Below are 22,952 nucleotides of genomic sequence, written 5' to 3'. Positions count from 1 at the left end.
GCGCCGCCACCCACCGCCCCGCCGAGCACCGCGCCCGTGCTGCCGCCCACCGCGCCGCCCAGCGCCGCGCCGGCTACGCCGCCGAGCGCGCCGCCGAGCGCATTGTTCATGTCGCCGGCCATCGCCGAAACCGACGCAGCAGCCGTGAGCGCTGCGATTGCAACGAGTCGAATGATTCGCTTTGACATAGTTCGGATGATTGTTTTTGAGACGGGCCGAGTATAACCGCGGCTTACGAAAACCTTCGGTAAAACTGCCGCACGTCGGCGGTAAGACTTGTAACAAAGTCCGATTGCCGACATTGCGCGGCCGCAGCCGACACCTCGCCGATGGCGACGTTAGAATCTAATTCCGATTCGTCGAATCGTCCGCTACAGGAGGCCAGCGTGCCCGCGTTACTCCCTGACGTCGATCGAGATGGACTTCTCGAATACTCGGTCGTCTTCACCGACCGATCGATCAACCATATGTCGCAGCGCTTTCAGGGCGTCATGCGCGACATCTCCAACACCCTGAAGAAGGTCTACAACGCCAAGGCCGTCGCGGTCGTTCCCGGCAGCGGGACGTTCGGCATGGAAGCGGTCGCCCGGCAGTTCGCGACGAACAAGAAGTGCCTCGTCATCCGCAATGGCTGGTTCAGCTACCGCTGGTCGCAGATTTTCGACATGGGCGGCATTCCGTCCGAATCGACCGTGCTGAAGGCGCGCCCGGTCGCGCAAGGCAGGCAGGCCGCATTTGCGCCGCCGCCGATCGAAGAAGTCGTCGCCGCGATCAAGCAGAACAAGCCCGATCTCGTCTTCGCGCCGCACGTCGAAACCGCAGCCGGAATCATCCTGCCCGATTCGTATCTGCGCGCCGTGGCCGATGCGGTTCACGCCGTGGGCGGCATGTTCGTGCTGGACTGCATCGCCTCGGGCACCGTCTGGGTCGACATGGAAGCGAGCGGCGTCGATGTGCTCATCAGCGCGCCGCAAAAGGGATGGAGCGCGTCGCCGTGTTGTGGACTCGTCATGTTGAGCCCGCTCGCCCGCGAAAGAATCGACGCGACGACGAGCACGAGCTTCGCCTGCGACCTTCGCAAATGGCTGCAAATCATGGAAGCCTACGAGAACAACGGCTTCGCGTATCACGCCACGATGCCCACGGACAGTCTCACGACACTGCGCGATGTCATGAAGGAAACCGAGGCGTACGGCTTCGACAAAGTGCAAGCGGAGCAATTCGAGCTGGGCAAGCGCATCCGCTCGCTCTTGGCCGACAAGGGCTTCAAGAGCGTGGCGGCCGAAGGTTTCGAAGCGCCGGGCGTCGTGGTCTGCTACACGGACGATGACGGCATCCGCACCGGCAAGAAATTCGCCGATGCCGGCGTGCAGATCGCGGCGGGCGTTCCGCTTCAATGCGACGAGCCGGCAGATTTCAAGACCTTCCGCATCGGCTTGTTCGGGCTGGACAAGCTTCACGACATCGAAGGCACGGAGGCCCGATTCGCGAAGGCGCTGAAGAGCATTCTGTAACACGCGCGGCTAGCGTTGCGGCAGCGCGCGCCGCGTGAGATTCAGCACCAGCAGGAAGCCGATGAACATGACGATGCCGCCCGCGATCAGGCTCGCGCCGATCGCCCCGCGATAGACCGCGACGATCTGCGCCTGCTGCCCCGCGCTCATCTGCGCGATCGCGGCGATACCGTGATCCAGCAGCGCCTGCGTATCGAGGGACGCAGGCAGCCCGCTCATCTCGCGCTTGAGCACGAAGGTCATGATGCCGCCGGACAGCGCCACGCCCAGCGACGCTCCCAGCGAGCGCACGAATCCCATCGTCGCGGTGGCGGCGCCGAGCACGCGCTCGGGCACCGAGTTCTGCACGATGACCGTCGCGTTCGGCATGCCGATGCCCATGCCCGCGCCGAGCACCGCCATCGCGCAGAGAAAGAGCGGCACGCTCGCGCCGATATGCGCAAGCAAGGCGAGCGAGGCGAGACCGAGACATTCGAGAAAGACGCCGATCGACAGGAGCGTCGCGATACGCCGCATGCTGCCGACGGAAAAACGTCCGCCGGTCACGGACGTGACGAGCATCATCGCGACTTGCGGCAGCATCATCGCGCCGGACTGCTCGGGCGTCTCGCCCAATACGAGCTGGAAATAGAGCGGCATGAAGACGAGCGAGCCCATCATCGCGAAGGCCATGATGCCGGAAGCCGCCACGCAGGTCGCGTAAGGCACGTTGCCGAAGAGCTTCAGATCGATGATCGGTTCCCGCGCGCGCCGCTCGACGAAGAACAGGGCGACGAAGCACGCGAGTGCAAGCACGCACGACAACGGCAAGCGCATGCCCGACATGAACGACGCGGACGCCGAATTGAACACCAGCAACAGCGCCGATGTCCCGATGCAGACCAGCACCGCGCCCGCGTAATCGACGGCGTGCTCGCCGCCGCGCTCGACCTTCGGCAGCGACATCATCACGAGCGCGAGCGACAGCGCGCCGATCGGCGGATTGATGTAGAACACCCATCGCCATGACGCGTGACTCGTGATGAAGCCGCCCAGCAACGGCCCCGCGACGCTGCTCACCGCGAACGCGCCGGTGAAGAGGCCCTGATAGCGCCCGCGCTCGCGCATCGGCACGATGCTGCCGACGAGCGTCTGCGACATCGTCATCAGCCCGCCGGCGCCGAATCCTTGCAGCGCGCGAAACAGAATGAGCGCGTTCATCGATCGCGCCGCGCCGCACAGCGCCGAAGCCACGAGAAAAATGCCGATGCTGAGCGCGAAGAACGGCTTGCGTCCGTACATGTCGGAGAGCTTGCCGTAGAGCGGCGCGCTGACCGTCGACGTCAGCATGAACGCGGTGACGACCCACGTAAGATGGTTCAGGCCGCCGAGTTCGCCCGCGATGACCGGCAGCGCGGTTGCCACGATGCTCTGGTCGAGCGCCGCGAGGATCATCGCGAGAATGAGGCCCGCGAACACGCGCCGGCGCTGGTTTAACGGGATCGGTGAAACGGCAACGTCGATTGTTTCTGTGGACATCGTGTAGCGAAAATTGGATGGAAGAACGCACTACGCGCGCAGCAGGATGCGTGCCCTTTCGTATAACATTCCTTGGTTAAGCAGCGCCGGAGCGAGCGATGACAACCGCAACCGTATTCAACGAGCACGCCGATCACTGGCTCGCCGCGCGGCGCGATCCGGAGACGGGTATCGAAGGGCTGCGCGCGCATTTCAGCGGTCACGCCTACGATCCGCACGATCACGACGACATGCTGATCGGCTACACGGAACAAGGCGTGCAGCGCTTTCAGTGTCATCGGTCTTTGCATACGAGCGTGCCGGGCCGCGCGATATTGATCGAACCCGGCGCGCTGCACGACGGTCATGCGCCGGAAGCCAGCGGCTTCACCTACGCGATGCTGTACCTGCCGCAAGCATGGGTCGAACGCGCGGCGCACGAACTGAATCTTCCGGGCCTGCGCAGCGTCGAGGCGGCGTTCAGTCGAACGCTCGTCGACGATCGCCGGCTCGTCGACGTCATCCGCACGGCGTTCCACGCCATCTATCACGACGAAGGCAGGCTCGCGCGCGATCAGGCGTTCGATCGCCTGCTGACGCAACTCAGCGGCCAGTTGCGCGACGCGCCGTCGATCGGCGGCGTCACCGCGCCGCTCGCCGCCCTTCGCGCGCGCGATCTCCTGCATGAACAGATGGACGGCAACATCGGACTCGATGAGCTCGCGACCGTTGCGGGCATCGACCGGTTCCGCCTGACGCGCCTCTTCAAGCGCGCGTTCGGCACGTCGCCGCACGCGTATCTGGTGCGCTTGCGCCTGCGCGCCGCGCGTCGCTTGCTGGCGGCCGGTCATCGGCCTGCGCAGGTTGCCGCGATCGTCGGATTCTCGGATCAGAGCCACCTCGGCCGCTGGTTTCATCGCGCGTACCGGATGACACCGGCCGCGTATCGGCGGATGTGCACAAACGTTCCAGACTGAACGCCGCGAATCGCGCAACATGAATGTTCCAAGGAGGAACCTTCATGTTCGACACCAAAGTGGCGCTCATCGTGCGCGATGATCTGCCCGTCTGGCAAAAGCTCAATGTCGTCGCCTTTGTCGCGACCGGCGTCGCGGCCGCGGTGCCCGAAGCGCTCGGCGAGCCTTACGAGGACGCCGCCGGACATCGCTACGGCCGCATGCTGGGCCAGCCGATGCTCGTGTTCGCCGCCGATCTGTCCGGCCTGCAAGCCGCGCATCGACAGGCGATCACGCGCGAACTCAGAATCGTGCCGTATGTTCACGCGATGTTTTCCACCGGGCACGATGCCGCGAATCGCGAGGCATTTCGTGCCGAGGACGCGGCGAATCTCGATCTCGTCGGCCTCGCGCTGCACGGCGCCAAAAAGGCCGTCGACAAGGCGGTAAAGGGACTGGCCTTGCACGGCTGATCCGAGCCGCCTTGTCGGTCAATGCGACGACACGATGATGCTCGAAATGACGCCCGTGGCGATCGCCGCCAACACGAAGTCGCCGTTCACCTGCACCCACTGATAACCCGAGGGCGGAGCCTGCAGGTCATGCGCGCGCCAGTCCTTCACGACGTAACGCGATCCACGATACGAATCCGGCAGACGGTCGCCCGAATGCCAGTCCTGATGCGGCACCGGACGGCGCGCATCGTCGTGTCCGCGTGCTTCGGGTCCGGCGTTTCGCGGCTTGCCGGGCCCTTCCTGTTGTCGATGATCCGGGCCTGCATCCGGTCCGGCCGGTTGAGCGAACGCGGCCGTCTGTCCAAAGGTGATGGCACAAAGAAGGGAAGCAATCGCAAGTCTGTTCATAGGCATCTCCATAAAACCAATGAGAGCGATGGCGCGCTCATTGATTCAATGCGATGCCTTTCGTTTCCTTACCGCAGGTCGCTTCGGCGCGTGTGAATCGTTCATCGACCGAGCACCGTCACGGCGGGAAAGCGCATCAGATTTTCAACGTCCCACTCGTCGCCCAGATAGCGCGTATCCGGCAGCGCGCGAGGCGAGACGAGATCGGCGGACATGCCGCGCGCGATCAGACGTTGAAGAACGTCGTCACGCAGCCAGAACAGCGACCCGTCGTATATGGCGGGCCTGTAATCCGCCTTGAACGCGGCAAGCGAGTAGATGTCGCTGTCCCTGCTCCATACGCCATGCGTTTCGATGACTTCGGGACGTTCCGTGCTTATGTAGTCGCCCAGCTTCGCATACCCCTGACGCGTCAGCGATGGATTCGTCAGCAGCCCCAGATCCAGGATGTTCAGGCGTTCGCAGCACAATGCCGTGCCGCCGACGTCCGGCGTCAGGAACTTGAGCGTCGGCTGCCCGAGATGCTCGCGCAAGCGATCGACCGACGCGCCGGTCATCGCGAAGTTCTGTGGCGTTACGCCTCGCCAGTCGCCGGGCGATTGATTCCACACCCTTTTGCGAACCGCGCTTCCCATTGCATCCATCGAAGCCGGCAGCGCGCCGCGCATCGCCGCGCCGACGATCATCGTGTCGACGTTTTCGCGCAGCACCTTGGCGTTGAACACGAAGGTCCCGGCAAGGCACAGCAAGAGCCAGCGCAAGACGCGCGGCCGACGCATGTTCGCGAAACGTTCCGCGAGCGATAGCACGAGGATCGGCAGCACCGCCACGAACATCCGGCCGGTATAGCCCCAGTTTCTTCCCGATATCAGTGCGAACACGCCGAAGGCCACTATCAGAAGCAGCGGCATCGGATCGAGACGGCGCGCCTGACCGCCCTTCCAGCTCAGGACGATGCCAGCCAGCAGCGCGGCGTTCACGAAGAGAAAATCCTTGAGGCCGCGCAGCTTCTCCAGTAAGCCGTCCCAGCCCTTCTTGCTGTATGGCGCGTGAAGCTTGGCCAGAATGGTGTTCGGCAACAATACGCCGAAGACCCAATATCGCCAGAGCGTTATCAGCAGGAAACAAAGCATCAGGCACACGCACATTCGAAACGCGCGCGAGCGTTCCTGCGGGCAAAACACGACCATCCAGCCCAGCGCGAAACCCAGATAGAACACCGCTTCGAAGCGAGTCAGCATCAGAAGCGGCACGAGTGCATACGCGAGCGTCGATTGCGCGCGCCAGTAGAGCACGAACGCGAGCAGCAGCAACGCGAAGACCGTCATCTCCATGCCGTTGACGATCTCGGCCTGACACATCGGAAGCAGCCCGAGCAAGGACACGACGATGAGCCGATGCGTCGGGCTCGGCAATGACGGTTGAAGCGCGCGCCACATCAGCACCAGCGTAGCGCTGAGCGCGATGAACGAAAGCAGTTGCGCCGCCCTGATCGCTTCGAGAAAGCCCGGATGGAACAGCCAATGCCCGATCGCGAGCATCGCCGTCATGAGCAGCGTCGACGTACCTTCGCCCAACGGCGACACCGGGGTCAACGCAAACAATCCGTGCCGCCCGAGCGTCTGTGCATACGCGACGGTGATGGCGCCGTCGTCCCATCCGTATGGGCCGGCCAGCGCGATCGCCGTCAACGAAAGTACCGCGTACGCAACTGCGAAGAGCAACCCGGTGGCTTTCTCCTTCGCCTCGATCCTGTGCGTGACGTGTTCGGTCATAGGCAGACAGCGCTATTGCGACCGCAATCCGAACACGGCGACGCCATTCTTCGCGCCCACATACACCTTGCCGTTCGCGATCATCGGCGTGATGAACTTGTTGCCCGCACCGAACTGGTCGCGCGCGCCCGCATCGACGCTGCTGTAGAGCTGATGATTGAGATTGGTCGCGTCGTAGGCGCGCAGCACGCCGATCGACCCGTTCTCCGCCGCCCACAGAATCGCGTTCGACGTGCCGTTCGCCGAAATGCTCGGCGTCGCGCCCGGGAAGCCGAACGAGTTCAGCGTCTGACTCGACGGCGTGCGCGACAGCGCGGCGTTCGTTACCGTGAACGCCTTGATGTTGTCGCCGACCGAGCCGAAATAGACCCTGCCGTTGAAGTACGCGGGCGCGCCGAACATCGGTCCGCGTATCTGGCCGACGAGCTCCTGATAGATGTGATCCGCGTTCGAATCGAACTTGCCCATCGACCAGCGGTTGACGACATAGATCGTCGAGTTCTTGCCCGCGCCGACCGCGAGACGCCAGACCTTGCCGTTCGCATCGGTGAAATCGGGCAAGACCATCGCGCCGCCGGAACCGAGGTCTTCGTCCTCGTTCGATTGCTGCACCGTGTTCGACGGCTGGAAGTAGTCCTGCACTCTCAACGGCCCGAGGTTCAGCCGCAGGAAGCCGTTGCCGAAGTTGCCGTTGATCGGCATCTCGTGCTCGTTCTGCGTCGGATCGAAGGTGCCGTTGGCATCGAGGAAATAGATCGATTCGCCGTCCGACGCAGGGCCCGCGCCGCTCATCCAGATCGAGCCCATCTGGCCGTTCGGCGTGACGTTCAGCACGCTCGCCTGCTGCAGCGTGTTGGCGTCGTAGCCGATCACCCAGCCGGTGTACGGCATGAAATCGCAATGCGATGTCCACGCGGTATAGATGACGCCGTTCAACTGCAGCAACGCCGCGCGCTCGGCGTACTGACCCGGATCGAACGTCAGCGTGCCGTTCTGGCTGCCCGCGCCGTTGCCCGGATAGGTCGCGCGGATTTCGGTCGGACCGTTGAAGAGCTCGGCGCCCGTCGTGATATCGAGCGCGTGGATGCGCTGGTGATAGCCGCCCGATGCATCCTTCGACATGCCGACGACATACATCGCGCCGTTCGGTCCGCGCCCGCGATCGATGACGGGCGTCGCCGTCACACCGATCGTCGGCGTGATCTGATGGCACTTGTGATCGTCGCTCGGATTCTCGCCGCTGCCGAGCGTCGAGACTCTCCAAAGCGTCGCGCCGCTGTCGGCATCGAACGCGTAGACGCTTCCGTTCTCGGTCGCGACGTACACGACGTTGTGCGTGGCGCCCCCGATCGGAACGTTCGCGAGAAAGAGCGGCTGCGCGTCGACGGCGCCATCGACGGAATAGAAAGCCACCTTGCCGAACGTGTTCTGGTTGACGTTCGCGAGCGTGAGGGTCGTTTCGGCGAGTTGCTGTCCGGTGCGGGCGATGTCGTTGTGCCAGGTGACGACGTCCATCGCGTTGCTGGGCGACGTTGCCTTCGCCACGCTCGACGCGGCCCGGCTCGCCGCGGCCGATGTCGCATCGCCGCCGGAGTCGCCGCCACTGCACGCGGCGATGATTGCCGCGATCAGCACGGCGCCGAGTGCGGCGGCATAAGCGGAAAAACGCGCATTCATTTGCATTCTCCTTCTCCGGAAGGGGCCGGAACGGACAACGCGGTGTCGGGCGACATCGGTGCTGCAACAGAGCAATCGTGATGCCCCATAGCAGCGTGTACCCGCAAACCAGCGCATCAGCGAAGCGAGGAAGCCGTCGAGCGCCCCGAGGGACGCAATTCGGCCGCTATTGAACATCGGGAAACGGAGGGCGAGCGACGAACCTGGCTTACAAAAGAGCGCGTCAGCTTTGCTCGCGACTCGCGCGCCTTCGCGGAATGGTGACGGAGAACCAGAGCAGTCATGTCACCGAACGTTCGGGCGTAACGGGGAAGGCTCTTTACCGACTGAAAGCTATCGCAAATCGCGGAGTGAATCAATCGCGCAGGTTTTACATTGCACTTTTCGAAATCGTGCGCGTCGTTGATGACATGTTGCCGGGGCTGTAAAAACGAATGTGGGGGAGTGCACATATCTACCTACTTATTTCGCGTCTCGAACTTTTTTTGCCGATTTGGGCTGCTAATCTTTGGGCCAATGGTCATGCAAATCGCAAGGCCGTCTGTCCGGATGTCCGACATGCAAGTCTCACCTTGAGAGCCCTCGCCGGGGACCAGGAACGTGCCGATGACGACGATTTCGGAAATCCGCGAAACGATGCCCGACCGAATGACATCCGGCATGCAGGCGCCCGCGCGCTCATCGGCTCGCCGCTCGCTGCTTCGCCACATGGCCGCGCTCGCTCTGGGTGCAGTGTCGTCGCCCTCCTTCGCGCAGCATGGCGATCTCGGACTCGTCACGCCGCCAGTCCGTCTCGACGATGCATGGCTCGTCGATCAGACCGGCAAGAAGCGTCTGCTCAGCGACTTGCTGCATCAGCGCGTGACTGCAGTGCAAACCGTCTATACCGGCTGCGGCACGATATGTCCCTTGCAAGGCGCGTTGTTCAACGCGGTTCAGGAACGGATACCGCAAATCCGCGCGCGTCGTCCGGTGCAATTGCTGTCGGTCGGGATCGATCCGCTTTCGGATTCGCCGTCGGCATTGCGCGCGTGGCTCGCGCGCTTTCAGGCGGGTTCCGCCTGGAATGCAGCGACGCCGGCACTCGCCGATGTCGACCGGATGCGCGTGGCGCTCTCGGGCAGCAACGCGCCTCTCGGCGACATCGCTGACCATTCCACCCAGGTCTATTGCTTCGATGCCAACGCGATGTTGCGCTGGCGAAGCGCCGATCTTCCTCGCGTCGAAGACATCTGCGATGTGCTCGGCGCGCTCGCACGTACGTAACCCGCTTCATGTACGGGGTGCAACCATGCCTGGAATCCGTTCGACGAGCCACGCGTCAAGCCTGTTCGTCCGATGCATGCGCTTCTTGCTGCTCGTCGCGTTGCCGCTGGCATTGGCGGGCATGCCGCACGCCGCGCGCGCGCAAAGCTCGGCGCCCATCACGCTGAGCGGCACCAGCCTGTGCGCCGACGTGAGCGGCGAATCGAGGGCGCCGGGCGCGCCCGTGATTACGTGGTCCTGCTGGGGCGGCGCGAATCAGCAGTGGTTTCCGTCAGCGACCGGCACGCGCTACAACCTCATCAATCAGAACAGCGGCCTGTGCATGGACGTCTCGGGCCAAAGCCAGAGTCCGGGCGGCCCCGTCATCCAGTGGACCTGCAATGGCGGCGCGAATCAGGCGTTCTCGTTGACGCCGCAAGGCGCGGGCTACGCGATCGTCGCGGGACATAGCGGCTTGTGCGTGACCGCATCGAGCACGACGTCGCAAGGCAATCAACTATCGCAGCAAGTGTGCAACGGAAGCGCGACGCAAACGTGGCAAGTGGCCGGCCTGCCGGTACAGCAAGCCGCATTGCCGTCGAAGTGGACGACGCCGTATCAGTTGCCGCTCGTCCCGCTGCAAGCCGCCAATCTGCCCAATGGAAACGTGCTCGTCTGGTCGGCCGACGCGCCGCTCGACTTCACCGACAGCGCGAATCCGCCGGCGAGAACCTACACGGCGATCTTCAATCCATCGAACGGCACGAGTTCGCAAGTGATCGTGACCAATACCGCGCACGACATGTTCTGCCCCGGCATTTCCAATCTCCCCGATGGCCGCATCTTCGTGACCGGCGGATTGAGCGTGCGGCAGACCAGCATCTATTCGCCGACGACCAACACATGGACCGCGGGCAATCAGATGAACATCCCGCGCGGCTATCAGGGCAGCGTGACGCTGAGCAACGGCAACGTGTTCGTCATGGGCGGATCGTGGAGCGGAGGGCTCGGAGGAAAGTCCGGCGAAACGTGGACCTCGGGTTCGGGCTGGCGGATCAATAGCGCGATTCTCGACGATTACATCGTCACGAACGACGCGAGAGGCGTGTTCCGCTCCGACAATCACGCGTGGATGTTCGCGGTCGGCAACGGACGCGTGTTCCATGCGGGACCGAGCAAGGCGATGCACTGGTTCGATACGGCGGGCAACGGCAACGTGAGCCCGGCCGGCAACCGTGGCAGCGACGGCGACGCGATGAACGGCAACGCGGTCATGTACGACGTCGGCAAGATTCTCGCGGTCGGTGGCGCGCCGAGCTACGATCAGTCGCCGGCCACGGCCAACGCGACGCTCATCGACATCAGCAGCGGCAACGCGACGACGCGGACCATCCCGCCGATGAGCTACCGGCGCGCGTTCAACAACAGCGTCGTGCTGCCGAACGGACAGGTCGTCGTGATCGGCGGACAGACCTTCGCCGAGCCTTTCTCGGACAACAACGCGGTTCTCACCCCGGAACTCTGGGACCCCGCGACCAACACGTTTTCCCCGCTCGCGCAGCAGGCCGTGCCGCGCACCTATCACAGCGTCGCGCTGCTGCTGAACGACGGACGCGTGCTGAGCGGCGGCGGGGGTCTGTGCGGATCATGCTCGACCAATCACACCGACATCGAGATCCTGACGCCGCCGTACCTGCTCAACTCGGACGGTTCCGCCGCGTCGCGTCCGACTCTCAGCTCCGTCCCGAGCGATGCGCAGCTCGGCACGACGATCGTGGTGACGGCCAGCCGCAGCACGCGCGCATTCGTGCTGATGCGCTCGTCATCGGTTACGCATTCGCTGAACAACGAGCAACGACGCGTGCCGCTCACGTTCAGCGTCGGTACGGCGGGCGAATTCCAGTTGAACATTCCGTCCGATCCGGGCGTCGTCGTCCCCGGCTATTACATGCTGTTCGCGCTGAACGCCAACGGCGTGCCGAGCGTTTCGCGCGTGCTGCGCGTGCGTTGAATGGCCCGACGCCGCTTCCTCGAGGCGCGGGCCGCGGCGATGCGCGTCGCATTCGTCGCGGTCGTCGCATTCGTCGCGGTCGTGGCAATTGCGCCGCTTGCGCGCGCGCAGACCGCATGCGACCCCGCCGACATGGGCTGCGCGATCTTCAACGGACAACATCCGATGACCGCGCATCTGCGCGACGACGAGCGCCCGTTGCCTTCCTTTGCGACGCGATGCGTCAATTGCCACGTCGGCACATCGACGAAACCCGCGTTCGCGCCGCCGCTGACGCACGACGCCCTGCTCGGCGTCGCAAGCCGCCGTGGCGGGCCGCTCAGTCACTATGACGCGACGTCCTTCTGCCGCACCGTGAAGGACGGCATCGATCCGGCGGGCGTGCTGCTGCGCAAGTCGATGCCCCACTACCGCATCGCCGATACCGAATGCCAGGCGCTTTGGCAATACGTCATGCATCGATGAGCGCGGGCGCTACGCATTCCGGCGAGAGGTATTTATTGCCTCAACCGTCAGAAGAATCATTCCAATAAGGGCTTAACCCGCTAAAGAGCTTTCGACGAAGGTCGTAAAACATGCAAACCGTGTACAGGATTGACCATGTTTCACCTTCGCCTCAGAACCTTGATCTCGTGGTCTCGCCGGCGTTTCGCGACCACGCTGGTTCTGGCGACGCTGTCGGCGTCCGGGCTGTGCCTCGCCGCGCTCGCCGCCGTTTCCATCACCGTCGATCGCGACATCGGCGAGCGGGAATTGCGCCGGGCGCTCGACGTCGGCTCGGAGCTCGAACTGCTCGTCGATCTGCATCTCGCCGCCAACACCGACTTCCTCAAGGGCGTCGGCTCGGCCACGTTCGAATCGCGCGCGTGGCCCATCGCCCGCGCGGTGATGGTGGCGCGCGCCTATAACCATCTCGATGCGCTGCTCGCCGATTCGCCCGCCGCCGCCGAAAAGCTCGCGGAACTCAGACGCCTGAGCGGCGAATGGCCCAAAGCGCTGCAGGATGCCGCGGCGAACGTCGCGCTTGCGTCGCATGGCACCGCAGTCGACTCCGGACGGTTGCTGCTCGCCAACGCGTCGCTGAAATCGATCATGGACATTCTCGCCCTGCTGCGCAGCGACGAGCGTGAGCTGATCGCCAGCATGCAGGAGAAAGCGCAATCGCAGATTCTGAAGCAACGCATCGCGCTCATCGTGGGTCTCGCCGCCGGCATGCTGCTGCTCGCGTTCGCGGCGTCGAGCCGGCATCGCTCGGCGCTCGCGAAGAACGCGGCGCGCATCGTCGCCGATGAAGCACAGAAACGCTTCAGCCAGTACTTCGACCAGCATCCGGTCGCGATGCTGATCTTCGATGTCGGGAACGGCGCGATTCTCACCGCGAACGCGGCAGCGCAACGTCAGTACCGGGCGACGCTGGAACAGCTCAACGCGCTGACGATCTTCGATCTGCGCCCCGCCGAAGAAGTCGCGAACTTCCGGCTCGATCTCGCGGGCTACGTGCAGTCGGGAGCCGGTTCGGGCGCGGGCGGCATCCGGCGTCATCGCAGGCTCGATGGCGATGTCATCTTCGTGGACGTGTCGTTTCATCTGCTTTCGTTCGGCGGTCACGAGGCGTGTTTCATCACCGCTCACGACGTCACCGCGCACGAGAACGCGAAGGAACAACTGCACCTTCGCAGCCGCGCGCTCGAAGCGACGCGCGACGCCATCGTCATTTCGCATCTCTCTTGCGGCTCGCACCGCATCACGTATGCGAACACCGCGTTCGAGCGCCTGACGGGCCGCCGCGTGGCGGATGTGCTCGGCGCACAAACGCAGGCGGCGCTCGGCTGGGATCGCGCGATGCCCGAGACCGGATCGCTGACGCACGCGATGCGCGGCAATGTCGAAGCATCGCGACTGCTGAAGATGTCGCGCAGCAACGGCTCGACGTTCTGGAGCGATACCTACGTCGGTCCGATTCTCGACGACCACGGACGCGTCACGCACAGCATCACGGTGTTGAGCGACGTGACGGAGCGCGTGCGCCATCAGGAGCAGTTGAAGCGCCAGGCGCTCGAAGATCCGCTGACCGGTCTGCCGAACCGGCTCGCGCTCGGCGAACTGTTCGACCACGCCGTGCGGATCGCGCGGCGCAACGGCGACCGGCTCGGATTCATCTTCCTCGATCTGGACAACTTCAAGGACGTCAACGACAGCCTCGGTCATGCGGCCGGCGACGATGTGCTTCGCGAAGTCTCGCGACGGCTGGAATCGAGCGTCACGCCGCCCGGTTTCGTCGCGCGTTACGCAGGCGACGAGTTCGTCGTGCTGCTGCCGGGCCGGAGCCAGGACGAATGCCTCGCTCATGCCCGGCAGATCGCGACGCTTCTCGCGCAGCCGATGAAAGCCGCCGATGCCACCGTCGTCTCCGTCGCGAGCATGGGCGTCGCGTTCTTTCCCGATCACGGCAGCGACGCCGAGACGCTGCTGCGCGCCGCCGATGCGGCGATGTATCGCTCGAAGTCGCTTCACGCCGGTTCGATACAGGTTTTCGATCCGGAGATCGCGGCGGCGGAGACGGCGCAAAGCGCCATGGTCAAGGCGCTGGGACTCGCCATCGCGAAGAACGAACTGTTCGTGCTGTATCAGCCGAAGATCTGCCTGCGCACGCGGCGGGTCGAAGGCTTCGAAGCGCTGCTCCGATGGCAGAGCAAGGAGTTCGGCCTCGTGAATCCCGCGCAGTTCATCCCGCTCGCGGAGAGCACGGGGCTCATCGTGCAGATCGGCGAATGGGTGCTGGAGCAGGCGTGCCGGCAGGCCGGCGAATGGGCGAGGCTGTCGCCGTTCGTCGTGGTGGCGGTGAATGTCTCGCCCGTGCAGTTCGAACGCAGCGACGTCCCGGCGATGGTCGCGCGCGTGCTCGAACGCTCGCGTGTCGATCCGCGCAATATCGAACTGGAGATCACCGAAAGCACGCTCATGGCGCCCGGCGCGCTGCCTTCGCTGCAAGCGCTGCGCAGGCTCGACGTGTCGATCGCCATCGACGATTTCGGCACGGGCTTTTCGAGCCTGGGCTACGTGCGCAGCTTCATGGTCGATCGGGTCAAGCTCGATATGTCGTTCGTGCGCGGCATCGGTTGCTCGCGCGCCGACGAAGTCATCGTGAAGGCGGTCATCGCCATGGGTCAGGCGCTGGACATACGCGTCGTCGCGGAAGGCGTGGAAACGGCGGATCAGCTCGATTATCTGATCGACAACGGCTGCGACGAAGTACAGGGCTTCTGGCTGGGATGCCCGATGCGACCGGAACTGGCCGAAATATCGCTGATGCAATCGGCGCTCGCGCCGAGCATCGCCTGACGGCGTTTGCGCCGATTCCCAATGCCACGCGAATGCGCTAGATTCTCCGTCGCGAGCGCGTCGCCGAATCGTGTCAATTCAGACACATTATGTGAATGTCGATATAAATCAAAGACTTAGTTGATTTCGGCGCGCGCTGCGATTATCGTTGGGCCCTCGGCAATACTTCGCGCTGTCTCTCCTGATCGACGCCTGCAATCCGCGTCGCGACATCCTCTCGTCACGTTGTGAACCGCCCTTCGGCTCGTCCGATGCACGGCGGCGGGAACCGCATTCCCCGATCAAGCGATGAACTCCCGCGCGACGCCAGCCCTTCCACTTCCGACATGCCAGACAACGAATACGCTTTTGCCCCGCCGTTTGCCCATGCCCCGCTCGCGCGAATGCTCGCGCTCGTCGCGGCCGCCGCCTTCGCGCTGTCCGCGTGCGGCGAGAAATCCGCCGCCGCCGGCGCGCCACCCGCGGCGAATGCGCCCGAAGTCAGCGTGATGACGCTGAAGGCGCAGCGCATCGACATCGTGGACGATCTGTCCGGACGCCTCTCGTCGGTCGAAGTCGCCGACGTGCGCCCGCAAGTCGATGGCATCGTGACCAAGCGGCTTTTCGTCGAAGGCTCGACGGTCAAGGCCGGCCAGCCGCTTTATCAACTCGATGCCGCGAGCTACCAGGCCGCGTACGACACCGCGCTCGGCACGCTGCAAAAGGCGATCGCCACGTCGAAGGCCGCCGACGTCACGGCGAAGCGCTATCAGGAACTCTTCAAGATCAAGAGCGTGAGCGCGCAGGACGTGGAGAACTACGCCGCCGCCGCCGACGAGGCACGCGCCGATATCGTCACGGATCGCGGCTCGCTCGAAACCGCGCGCGTGAATCTGGCGCGCACGCGCATCGTCGCGCCGATCAGCGGCAAGATCGGCAAGTCGGCGGTGACGGTCGGCGCGCTCGTCACGTCGGGACAATCGACGGCGCTCACGACCATCCAGTCGATGGACACGCTCTACCTCGACGTCACGCGTTCCAGCACTGAAGCGCTGCGGCTCTCGAAGGCCATCGCGTCCGGCGCGCTGAAGCCCGGCACGAGCAAGGTCACGGTGCAGACCGAAGACGGCGCGACCTACGCGCATACCGGCACGCTGCTCTTCTCCGATGTCACCGTCGATCAGACCACCGGCTCGATCACGCTGCGGGCATCGATTCCGAACCCGGAGCATCAGCTTCTGCCGGGCATGTTCGTGCAGGCGCAACTCGACGAAGGCGAGCAGGACGCGATTCTCGTGCCGCAAACGCTCGTGAATCGCGGCGCGGGCGGCACCTCGACCGTGCTCGTCGTGAACGCGCAGAACGTCGTCGAAAGCCGCACCGTCACCGCCGATACGGCGCACGGCAACGACTGGATCGTGACGCGCGGCCTGCGCGCGGGCGAGCGCATCGCCACCGACAATCTGCAGGCGGTGAGCGCGGGCATGAAGGTCTCGCCCGTCGAACGCGATGCGCAAGCGCAGCTCGCCAAGGGAGACTGACGCACGATGCTCTCCCGTTTCTTCATTCACCGGCCCGTGCTCGCATGGGTCATCGCCATCGTCGTGATGCTGATCGGCGCGCTCTCGATCCGCACGCTGTCCGTCGAGCAATATCCGAACGTCGCGCCGCCGTCGATCCGCATCACCGCGACCTATCCGGGCGCATCCGCCGATACGCTCGCCACCACGGTCACGCAGGTGATCGAGCAGGACATGACGGGCATCGACAATCTGATGTACATGTCGTCGACGAGCAGTTCGGCGGGCACGGCGACCATCACGCTGACGTTCAAGTCGGGCACCAACGCGGACGTCGCCGCGATGCAGGTGCAGAACAAGGTGCAGGAAGCGAACGCATCGCTGCCGAGCGCCGTTCAGCAACAGGGCATTCAGGTCAGCAAGACCGCGGGCAACATCCTGATGGTCGTATCGGTCACGTCCACGGACGGCCGCATGAACACCGTCGATCTCGGCAATCTGCTCGCGACGCGGGTGCAGGATCCGCTCACGCAGATCAGCGGCGTCGGGCAAGTGACGCTCTTCAGCGCGCAGCACTCGATGCGCGTGTGGCTCGATCCCGTCAAGCTGCGCAGCGTCGGCCTGATGCCGAGCGATGTCACGACCGCCATCGACAGTCAGAACGCGCAGCTTTCCGTCGGGCAGATCGGCGGCGCACCGCAGACGAAGACGCAAGCCATCAACGCGACCATCGTGACGCGCGGCTTTCTCAAGACTTCGGACGAGTTCGCCAACATTCTCCTGCGCGTCAATCAGGACGGCTCGCGCGTGTATCTGAAGGATGTCGGCACGGTCGAAGTCGGCGGCGACTCCTACGACATGACGTCGCGTCTGAACGGCAAGCCCGCCGCCGCGATGGGCATCATGCTCGCAAGCGGCGCGAACGCGCTGTCGGTCGCGAAGGCCGTGCGCGCGCAACTCGCGGTGTTGCAGAAGCAGATGCCGGGCGGCGTGCAACTGAGCGTTCCGCACGACACGACGCCTTTCGTATCCGCGTCCATCTCCGAGGTCATCACGACACTCTTCGAAGCCGTCGTGCTCGTGTTCCTCGTGATGTACCTGTTCCTCGGCAACCTGCGCGCGACGCTCATTCCGACCATCGTCGTGCCGGTCGCGCTGCTCGGCACGTTCGCGCTGATCGCCGCGGTCGGCTTCACCATCAACGTGCTGTCGCTGTTCGCGCTGGTGCTGGCCATCGGTCTTCTGGTCGATGACGCGATCGTCGTGGTCGAGAACGTCGAGCGGTTGCTGAACGAAGGCCTGTCGCCGCTCGATGCGACCATCAAGGCGATGGGCGAGATCGGCGGCGCATTGATCGGCGTCACCGCCGTGCTGACGGCCGTGTTCATTCCGATGGCGTTCATGTCGGGCTCGACGGGCGAGATCTATCGTCAGTTCTCGCTCACGATCACGTCGGCGATGGTGCTCTCCGTGCTGCTCGCGCTGACGCTCACGCCCGCGCTGTGCGCGACGCTGCTGCGCCCGGTCGATCCGCAACATCAGCGGCGCGGCTTCTTCGCGTGGTTCGAGCGCACATTCGAAGGCGGCACGCGCCGTTACGAGCGTGTAGTGACGCGCCTCGTTGCGCGCCCGCTGCGCTGGATGGCCGCGTATGCCGCGATCTGCGGCGTGGCCGCGCTGCTGTACTGGCAGCTTCCATCGTCGTTCCTGCCGGATGAGGATCAGGGCACGCTGATGACCATCGTCAATCTGCCCGCGGGCAGCTCGAGCGTGCAGGCGAACGTCGTGGAGAAGCAGGTCGAGTCGTATTTCACGGCGCTTCCCGAAGTGGAGAACGTCGTCATGCTCGATGGCTTCAGCGTGTCGGGCAGCGGACAGAACATGGCGATGGCCATGGTCAAGCTCAAGGACTGGAAGGATCGCAAGGGCAAAGGCCAGTCCGCGGCGGAGATCGTCGGCGCCGCGAACGCGCACTTTCGCAGCTTGCGCGCCGGACAGGTCTTCGTGATGAATCCGCCCGCCGTGCAAGGTCTCGGCAGTTACAGCGGTGTCGATTTCGAACTGAAGGACATGGCCGGTCTGGGTCACGATCAGCTTGTCGCCGCGAGAAACACGCTCTTGGCTCTTGCCGCGAAGGATCCGAAGATCACCGGTATGCGTCCCGCCGGCATGGCCGACGTGCCGCAGTACGCCGTGGATATCGATTACCTGAAGGCGTCGGCGCTCGGCGTCAGCGCTTCCAATATCAACGACACGCTGCAGACCGCGTTTGGCTCGACCTACGTGAACAATTACGTGGACACGGGGCGCATCCAGAAAGTCTATGTTCAAGCGCTGCCGCAATACCGCATGATGCCCGCCGATATCGGCAAATGGTTCGTGACATCGAGCAATACGACGACGAGCACGACCAGCTACGACGGCAAGATGGTGCCGTTCTCGTCGTTCGCCTCGGGCCACTGGACGACCGGTTCTCCGCAAGTCGAACGCTACAACCGCAGCCTTTCGATGGAGATGACCGCGCAAAGCCCGCAAGGCGTCAGCAGCGGCGACACGATGAACGCGATCGAAGCGCTCGTCGCGCAGTTGCCGCAAGGCATTGCGATGGAGTGGACCGGCCAGTCGTATCAGGAGAAGCTCGCGGGCTCGCAGGCGACGTATCTCTATGCGCTTTCGCTGATCGTCGTGTTCCTCTGTCTCGCGGGTCTGTACGAAAGCTGGTCCGTGCCGTTCTCGGTGATTCTCGTCGTGCCGCTCGGCATCGTCGGGGCACTGGTCGCGGCGCATCTGCGCGGCTTCACCGACGACATCTATTTCAAGGTCGGCTTGTTGACGACCATCGGACTCGCGACCAAGAACGCGATCCTGATCGTCGAGTACGCGAAGTCCCTGCACGAGCGCGGTCACAGCGTGCGTCAGGCGGCGATCGAAGCGGCGCATCTGCGCTTGCGGCCCATCGTGATGACCTCGCTCGCCTTCGGCTTCGGCGTGCTGCCGATGGCGTTCGCGAGCGGCGCGGGCGCATCGAGCCGCGAGAGTCTCGGCAACGGCGTGCTTGGCGGCGTGATTGCCGCGACGCTGCTCGCCATCGTCTTCGTGCCAGTATTTTTCGTGCTGATTCGGGGCTTCGGAAACAGGAAGAAGGAAGGAGCCGCTCATGAATAAGCGCTTCGCTGTCTGCCGCATCGTCGCGGCGACGCTGACGGTTTTCGCGCTCGGCGCGTGCACGCTCGAGCCTCACTACGAGCGGCCCGCCGCACCGATGCCCGCGTCCTATCCGCAGTACGAATCGACGAGCGCGCAACAACAGGCATCGGCTGCCGACCTGCTGTCCGACTGGCGCTCGTTCGTGCGGGATCCGTATCTGCGTCAGTTGATCGAGCTTGCGCTGACGAACAACCGCGACTTGCGGCAAGCAGCGCTGAAGGTCGCGCAATACGAGGCGGAGTATCGGATCGTGCGCGCCGAACTGGGGCCGTCGATCACGACGACGGGCACGCATAGCGCGTCGCACCAGTCGGGCGTGACGACGAAATCCACCAGCCTCGAACTCGGCACGAGCGCGTGGGAAATCGACTTCTTCGGCCGCATCCGCAGCCTGAAGGATCAGGCGCTGGAGCAGTATCTGTCGACGGACGCGGCGCGCCGCAGCACGCAGATCAGCCTCATCTCGACCACGGCGGGCGACTATCTGACATGGCTCGCGGATCGCGCCCTGCTCGACGTGACGGAACGCACGGTGGCTTCGTATCGCGACACCTACGAGACGACGCTGCGCGCGGCCAATCTCGGCAGCGGCTCGATGGAAGACGTGCAGTCCGCGCGCACATCGCTGACGAGCGCAATGGCGAATCTCGCCGCGTATCGACGCGCGGTGGAGCAGGATCGCAACAACCTGATCGCGGTGATCGGCTGCCCGTTGCCCGACGGCTTCCCCGACGATCGCGCCTTGCCCGACGAACCGCTCTTCGCCGCGGTGCCCGAGGGCCTGCCTTCGACGCTCTTGACGGAGCGGCCCGACATCATCGAGGCGGAACATGCGTTGAAGTCCGCGAACGCGTATATCGGTGCGGCGCGCGCGGCGTTCTTCCCGACCGTCTCGCTGACCGCGACGGGCGGCGTCGCGAGCAACGGGCTGTCGTCGCTCTTCAAGGCGGGTTCGGGCGCGTGGGCGTTCGAGCCGTCGATCAGCGTGCCGATCTTCCAGTTCGGCAGTCTGCGCGCCTCGCTCGACTCCGCGACGATCTCGAAGAACATCTACGTCGCGGCGTACGAAGGCACGATCCAGACCGCCTTCAAGGAGGTGTCGAACGCGCTCGCGGCGCGCGCCACGTATGTCGATCAGACCGCCGCGGACCTTCAGTATGTCGATGCCGCGCAGCAGTACTACGACATCGCCAATGCGCGCTATCGCGGCGGCCTGGACAGCTTCCTCACTTTGCTCACGGCGCAGCGCACGCTGTTCAGCGCGCAGACCCAGCTCGTGACCGACCGCGCCGCGCAACAGACCAACATGGTGACGCTCTACACGGCGCTGGGCGGCGGCTGGCGCAAGGATGCGCAAGTGCAGGAGACGGCGGCGAAATAGTCCGAACGCGCTTCATTCGTGCTGCGAGGGCCGTCGCCTGTCGCGCTCGGCCATATCGCGACGCAGTTCTTGTTCGGCGTGAGCTTTCTGCTCGTCGGCGCGGTGTTCATTCCGAGCGGCATCGGCACGTTGTTCATTCCGGAACGTCTGTACGACACGAGCGATTCCGGCCCATCGACGCCCGCGCGATCACGCCGATGACGGCGCCGTCGCGCAACCGCTCATCGCGCGCTGATCGTCGTCGGCGCTGACGGGCGCGAGCGCCATCAGCCGCGCGAGCACCGGCCAGCGCGTCACCGCCGCGCGCAATTCCTCGTCGGCTTCGGCATCGAAATAGCGCGCGGCGTCGAGACCGGCGACGCGCTCCGCAAGCGCGACGACATCATGCCGGTCGCGCGCTTCCTTGTTCAGCGTGTTCATTTCTGATCCACCCATACGCCGTCCGGCGTCTTCACGACATAGCCCGTCGCGGTCTTCATCGTGACGGTGCCTTCGTTCTCGCCGATCATCGGCGTCTGCGGCAGATTGGCCGCGTATTGCGACAGCGTGACGCCCGCCTTGAACGGACTGTTCGACACGAGGTTCGACAGCAATTGCGCGATGGCGAGATGCCCGGTCGGCTGATCGATGACGGTCGTCGCGCCGTGATTGCCCGTGAAGCCGACGAGCCGCACGCCCACCGGCCCGTGGATCACGCTCGGCGTCGGAATCTCGCGCAGGCCCGCGACCTGATTGGCGTCGCCGCGCAGCGCCGCGCCGTGCTCGGGCACGAACACGATCACCGCGCGCCGCCCCGATTGCTGGATCAGATCGGCGAACTTGTCGAAATCGCTCATCAGCTTCGCCACGCGCAGCGGATACGACTCGAGGCTCGTCATCTTGTTGTTCGGCAGGCGGTTGCCGTCGTGCAGGCTGATCGTGTTGTAGTACAGCGCGACCGGTCCCGGCTCCCGCGCGCGCTCTGCGTACCAGTTCGCGAGCGTGCCGTAATCGTCCATGATCGGCGAGCCGTCGAACGCGTGCATCGCGACGGGCGCGGCCGTGTTCGGCACGAAAGGCACGTTCGGCACGCCGATGTTCTCCTTCACGAGCTGCGTGAAGTTGTCGAAGTGGCCGTCGTGATTGAACGTGACCTGCGGCGTGTAGCCGGCCTGCGCAAGATCGGCCATCAGATGACACTGCGCGGGCGCGTCCTTGTACAGATCGGCGTGCGCTTCCTGTCCGCACGACGCGCGCAGCACGCGAATCGCCGCCGGGCCGCTGTAGCTCGCCGCCGTGCTGAAGTTCGTGAACAGATAGTCGAAGTGCGACAGAAACGGATGATTGCGCTCCTTCGATACATCGAGGTCGTCCCACGACAGCGAGCAGATGTGCAGCACGATCACGTCGAACTGCTCTTTCGGATCGCTCGACAGATGACCGAAGCTCACCTGTCGCTGCGACTCCTTCGCCCTGAATGCCGCGAGCGTCGCGTTGTAATCCAGGGGGTCCGCGGATTGACGGTTAGTTGCGGCAACGGCATTGCCCTGCGGCTTCGCCTCGATGCGCGCGAGCACCGCATTCGCGCCCTGCCACACCGGCAGCGCGACGAGCGCGATCATCACGAAGGTCGCGACGCGCAGCCAGCGATTGACGACGAGATACGCGACGAGCAGACCGAGCGCGACGGCGAGCAGCATCGGCGGAAGAAAGCGCGGCAGCAACTCGAGCCAGTAGCCGAAGCTGAAGGTCGTGAGATTGCCGAATTCCTCGACGATGCGGCCGAACGGCGGCACGTTCGCCTCGCGATACATCAGCGGCAAACCGATGCCGAGCCCGGCGACGAACCGCACCGCCCGCCAGATGCGCGAGCGCAGCGGCGAGCTCGCGGCGAGCGCCACCGCGAACGCGATGTTCGCGAGCCATATCGGCTTCAGATGCCCCGTCGAAACGAGCGCGATCTTGATGATGAAATACAGGTTCCAGAAGGTCATCTTCGTTCTTCT

Annotated in this window: 17 protein-coding genes and 1 pseudogene; 11 read left to right on the top strand and 7 right to left on the bottom strand. The window is 64.4% G+C overall.

Translation table 11 applies throughout. From position 1 onward, the window contains the following. Window positions 1–188: pseudogene (locus tag NCS03_RS30080) on the bottom strand (hypothetical protein); the annotation flags it as partial. A gap of 198 nt (window positions 189–386) precedes the next feature. Between NCS03_RS30080 and NCS03_RS30075 the strand changes: the two are divergent. Continuing rightward, window positions 387–1,514 (top strand): aminotransferase class V-fold PLP-dependent enzyme, encoded by a 1,128-nt coding sequence (locus tag NCS03_RS30075; protein ID WP_250530433.1) that lies wholly within the window; start codon window positions 387–389, stop codon window positions 1,512–1,514. Between the two features lie 9 nt (window positions 1,515–1,523). Here the strand turns inward: NCS03_RS30075 and NCS03_RS30070 are convergent, their stop codons facing one another. Continuing rightward, window positions 1,524–3,032 (bottom strand): MDR family MFS transporter, encoded by a 1,509-nt coding sequence (locus NCS03_RS30070; protein WP_250530432.1) that lies wholly within the window; start codon window positions 3,030–3,032, stop codon window positions 1,524–1,526. A gap of 98 nt (window positions 3,033–3,130) precedes the next feature. Between NCS03_RS30070 and NCS03_RS30065 the strand changes: the two genes are divergently transcribed. Further along, window positions 3,131–3,988, top strand: a complete 858-nt coding sequence (locus NCS03_RS30065) for an AraC family transcriptional regulator (RefSeq protein ID WP_250530431.1) — start codon at window positions 3,131–3,133, stop codon at window positions 3,986–3,988. A gap of 44 nt (window positions 3,989–4,032) precedes the next feature. Next, window positions 4,033–4,440 (top strand): DUF2000 domain-containing protein, encoded by a 408-nt coding sequence (locus tag NCS03_RS30060; RefSeq protein ID WP_250530430.1) that lies wholly within the window; start codon window positions 4,033–4,035, stop codon window positions 4,438–4,440. A gap of 18 nt (window positions 4,441–4,458) precedes the next feature. Here NCS03_RS30060 and NCS03_RS30055 read toward each other — a convergent pair whose 3' ends face one another. The 3 genes from NCS03_RS30055 to NCS03_RS30045 form a co-directional block, all read right to left on the bottom strand. Continuing rightward, entirely contained in the window at window positions 4,459–4,830 is a 372-nt protein-coding gene (locus NCS03_RS30055) for an RcnB family protein (RefSeq protein ID WP_250530429.1), read from the bottom strand. A 101-nt stretch (window positions 4,831–4,931) separates the two neighbouring features. Continuing rightward, complete coding sequence (locus tag NCS03_RS30050; protein WP_250530428.1) at window positions 4,932–6,605, bottom strand: hypothetical protein; 1,674 nt, start codon at window positions 6,603–6,605, stop codon at window positions 4,932–4,934. Window positions 6,606–6,617: 12 nt separating this feature from the next. After that, a complete protein-coding gene (locus tag NCS03_RS30045) occupies window positions 6,618–8,282 on the bottom strand; it encodes an outer membrane protein assembly factor BamB family protein (RefSeq protein WP_008345774.1) in 1,665 nt (554 codons plus the stop codon). A 606-nt stretch (window positions 8,283–8,888) separates the two neighbouring features. Here NCS03_RS30045 and NCS03_RS30040 point away from each other — a divergent pair. From NCS03_RS30040 to NCS03_RS30005, 8 genes are all read left to right on the top strand, one after another. Continuing rightward, entirely contained in the window at window positions 8,889–9,548 is a 660-nt protein-coding gene (locus tag NCS03_RS30040; protein ID WP_250520515.1) for an SCO family protein, read from the top strand. A 25-nt stretch (window positions 9,549–9,573) separates the two neighbouring features. Then, complete coding sequence (locus tag NCS03_RS30035) at window positions 9,574–11,538, top strand: RICIN domain-containing protein (RefSeq protein ID WP_033535643.1); 1,965 nt, start codon at window positions 9,574–9,576, stop codon at window positions 11,536–11,538. Beyond that, window positions 11,539–12,003: a hypothetical protein gene (locus NCS03_RS30030; RefSeq protein WP_250530427.1), complete on the top strand. Its 465-nt coding sequence runs from the start codon at window positions 11,539–11,541 to the stop codon at window positions 12,001–12,003. 135 nt (window positions 12,004–12,138) lie between these two features. Beyond that, complete coding sequence (locus tag NCS03_RS30025; protein WP_250530426.1) at window positions 12,139–14,880, top strand: EAL domain-containing protein; 2,742 nt, start codon at window positions 12,139–12,141, stop codon at window positions 14,878–14,880. 383 nt (window positions 14,881–15,263) lie between these two features. Beyond that, a complete protein-coding gene (locus NCS03_RS30020) occupies window positions 15,264–16,400 on the top strand; it encodes an efflux RND transporter periplasmic adaptor subunit (RefSeq protein WP_175982188.1) in 1,137 nt (378 codons plus the stop codon). 6 nt (window positions 16,401–16,406) lie between these two features. Beyond that, window positions 16,407–19,544 carry an efflux RND transporter permease subunit gene (locus tag NCS03_RS30015; protein WP_250530425.1) on the top strand — a complete coding sequence of 1,046 codons (3,138 nt, stop codon included), beginning with the start codon at window positions 16,407–16,409 and terminating at the stop codon, window positions 19,542–19,544. Further along, window positions 19,537–20,967 carry an efflux transporter outer membrane subunit gene (locus tag NCS03_RS30010; RefSeq protein WP_250530424.1) on the top strand — a complete coding sequence of 477 codons (1,431 nt, stop codon included), beginning with the start codon at window positions 19,537–19,539 and terminating at the stop codon, window positions 20,965–20,967. Before NCS03_RS30015 ends, NCS03_RS30010 begins: the two co-directional genes overlap by 8 nt. Window positions 20,968–20,985: 18 nt before the next feature. Then, window positions 20,986–21,168 carry a hypothetical protein gene (locus NCS03_RS30005; protein ID WP_250530423.1) on the top strand — a complete coding sequence of 61 codons (183 nt, stop codon included), beginning with the start codon at window positions 20,986–20,988 and terminating at the stop codon, window positions 21,166–21,168. Here NCS03_RS30005 and NCS03_RS30000 read toward each other — a convergent pair. After that, entirely contained in the window at window positions 21,157–21,387 is a 231-nt protein-coding gene (locus NCS03_RS30000) for a hypothetical protein (protein ID WP_008345789.1), read from the bottom strand. The genes NCS03_RS30005 and NCS03_RS30000 overlap by 12 nt on opposite strands. Continuing rightward, a complete protein-coding gene (bcsG, locus tag NCS03_RS29995) occupies window positions 21,384–22,940 on the bottom strand; it encodes a cellulose biosynthesis protein BcsG (RefSeq protein WP_250530422.1) in 1,557 nt (518 codons plus the stop codon). The genes NCS03_RS30000 and bcsG overlap by 4 nt, the downstream gene beginning before the upstream one ends. Window positions 22,941–22,952: the final 12 nt, after the last annotated feature.

The organism is Caballeronia sp. ATUFL_F1_KS4A, from assembly GCF_023630905.1.
GTDB lineage: Bacteria > Pseudomonadota > Gammaproteobacteria > Burkholderiales > Burkholderiaceae > Caballeronia > Caballeronia zhejiangensis.
This window is presented reverse-complemented; position numbering and strand designations above follow the sequence as displayed.

Coding starts and splice junctions, on each gene's coding strand:
- NCS03_RS30070 (WP_250530432.1), bottom strand. CDS start 3,032: ATGTCCACAGAAACAATCGACGTTGCCGTTTCACCGATCCCGTTAAAC.
- NCS03_RS30065 (WP_250530431.1), top strand. CDS start 3,131: ATGACAACCGCAACCGTATTCAACGAGCACGCCGATCACTGGCTCGCC.
- NCS03_RS30060 (WP_250530430.1), top strand. CDS start 4,033: ATGTTCGACACCAAAGTGGCGCTCATCGTGCGCGATGATCTGCCCGTC.
- NCS03_RS30055 (WP_250530429.1), bottom strand. CDS start 4,830: ATGAACAGACTTGCGATTGCTTCCCTTCTTTGTGCCATCACCTTTGGA.
- NCS03_RS30050 (WP_250530428.1), bottom strand. CDS start 6,605: ATGACCGAACACGTCACGCACAGGATCGAGGCGAAGGAGAAAGCCACC.
- NCS03_RS30045 (WP_008345774.1), bottom strand. CDS start 8,282: ATGAATGCGCGTTTTTCCGCTTATGCCGCCGCACTCGGCGCCGTGCTG.
- NCS03_RS30040 (WP_250520515.1), top strand. CDS start 8,889: ATGACGACGATTTCGGAAATCCGCGAAACGATGCCCGACCGAATGACA.
- NCS03_RS30035 (WP_033535643.1), top strand. CDS start 9,574: ATGCCTGGAATCCGTTCGACGAGCCACGCGTCAAGCCTGTTCGTCCGA.
- NCS03_RS30030 (WP_250530427.1), top strand. CDS start 11,539: ATGGCCCGACGCCGCTTCCTCGAGGCGCGGGCCGCGGCGATGCGCGTC.
- NCS03_RS30025 (WP_250530426.1), top strand. CDS start 12,139: ATGTTTCACCTTCGCCTCAGAACCTTGATCTCGTGGTCTCGCCGGCGT.
- NCS03_RS30020 (WP_175982188.1), top strand. CDS start 15,264: ATGCTCGCGCTCGTCGCGGCCGCCGCCTTCGCGCTGTCCGCGTGCGGC.
- NCS03_RS30015 (WP_250530425.1), top strand. CDS start 16,407: ATGCTCTCCCGTTTCTTCATTCACCGGCCCGTGCTCGCATGGGTCATC.
- NCS03_RS30010 (WP_250530424.1), top strand. CDS start 19,537: ATGAATAAGCGCTTCGCTGTCTGCCGCATCGTCGCGGCGACGCTGACG.
- NCS03_RS30000 (WP_008345789.1), bottom strand. CDS start 21,387: ATGAACACGCTGAACAAGGAAGCGCGCGACCGGCATGATGTCGTCGCG.
- bcsG (WP_250530422.1), bottom strand. CDS start 22,940: ATGACCTTCTGGAACCTGTATTTCATCATCAAGATCGCGCTCGTTTCG.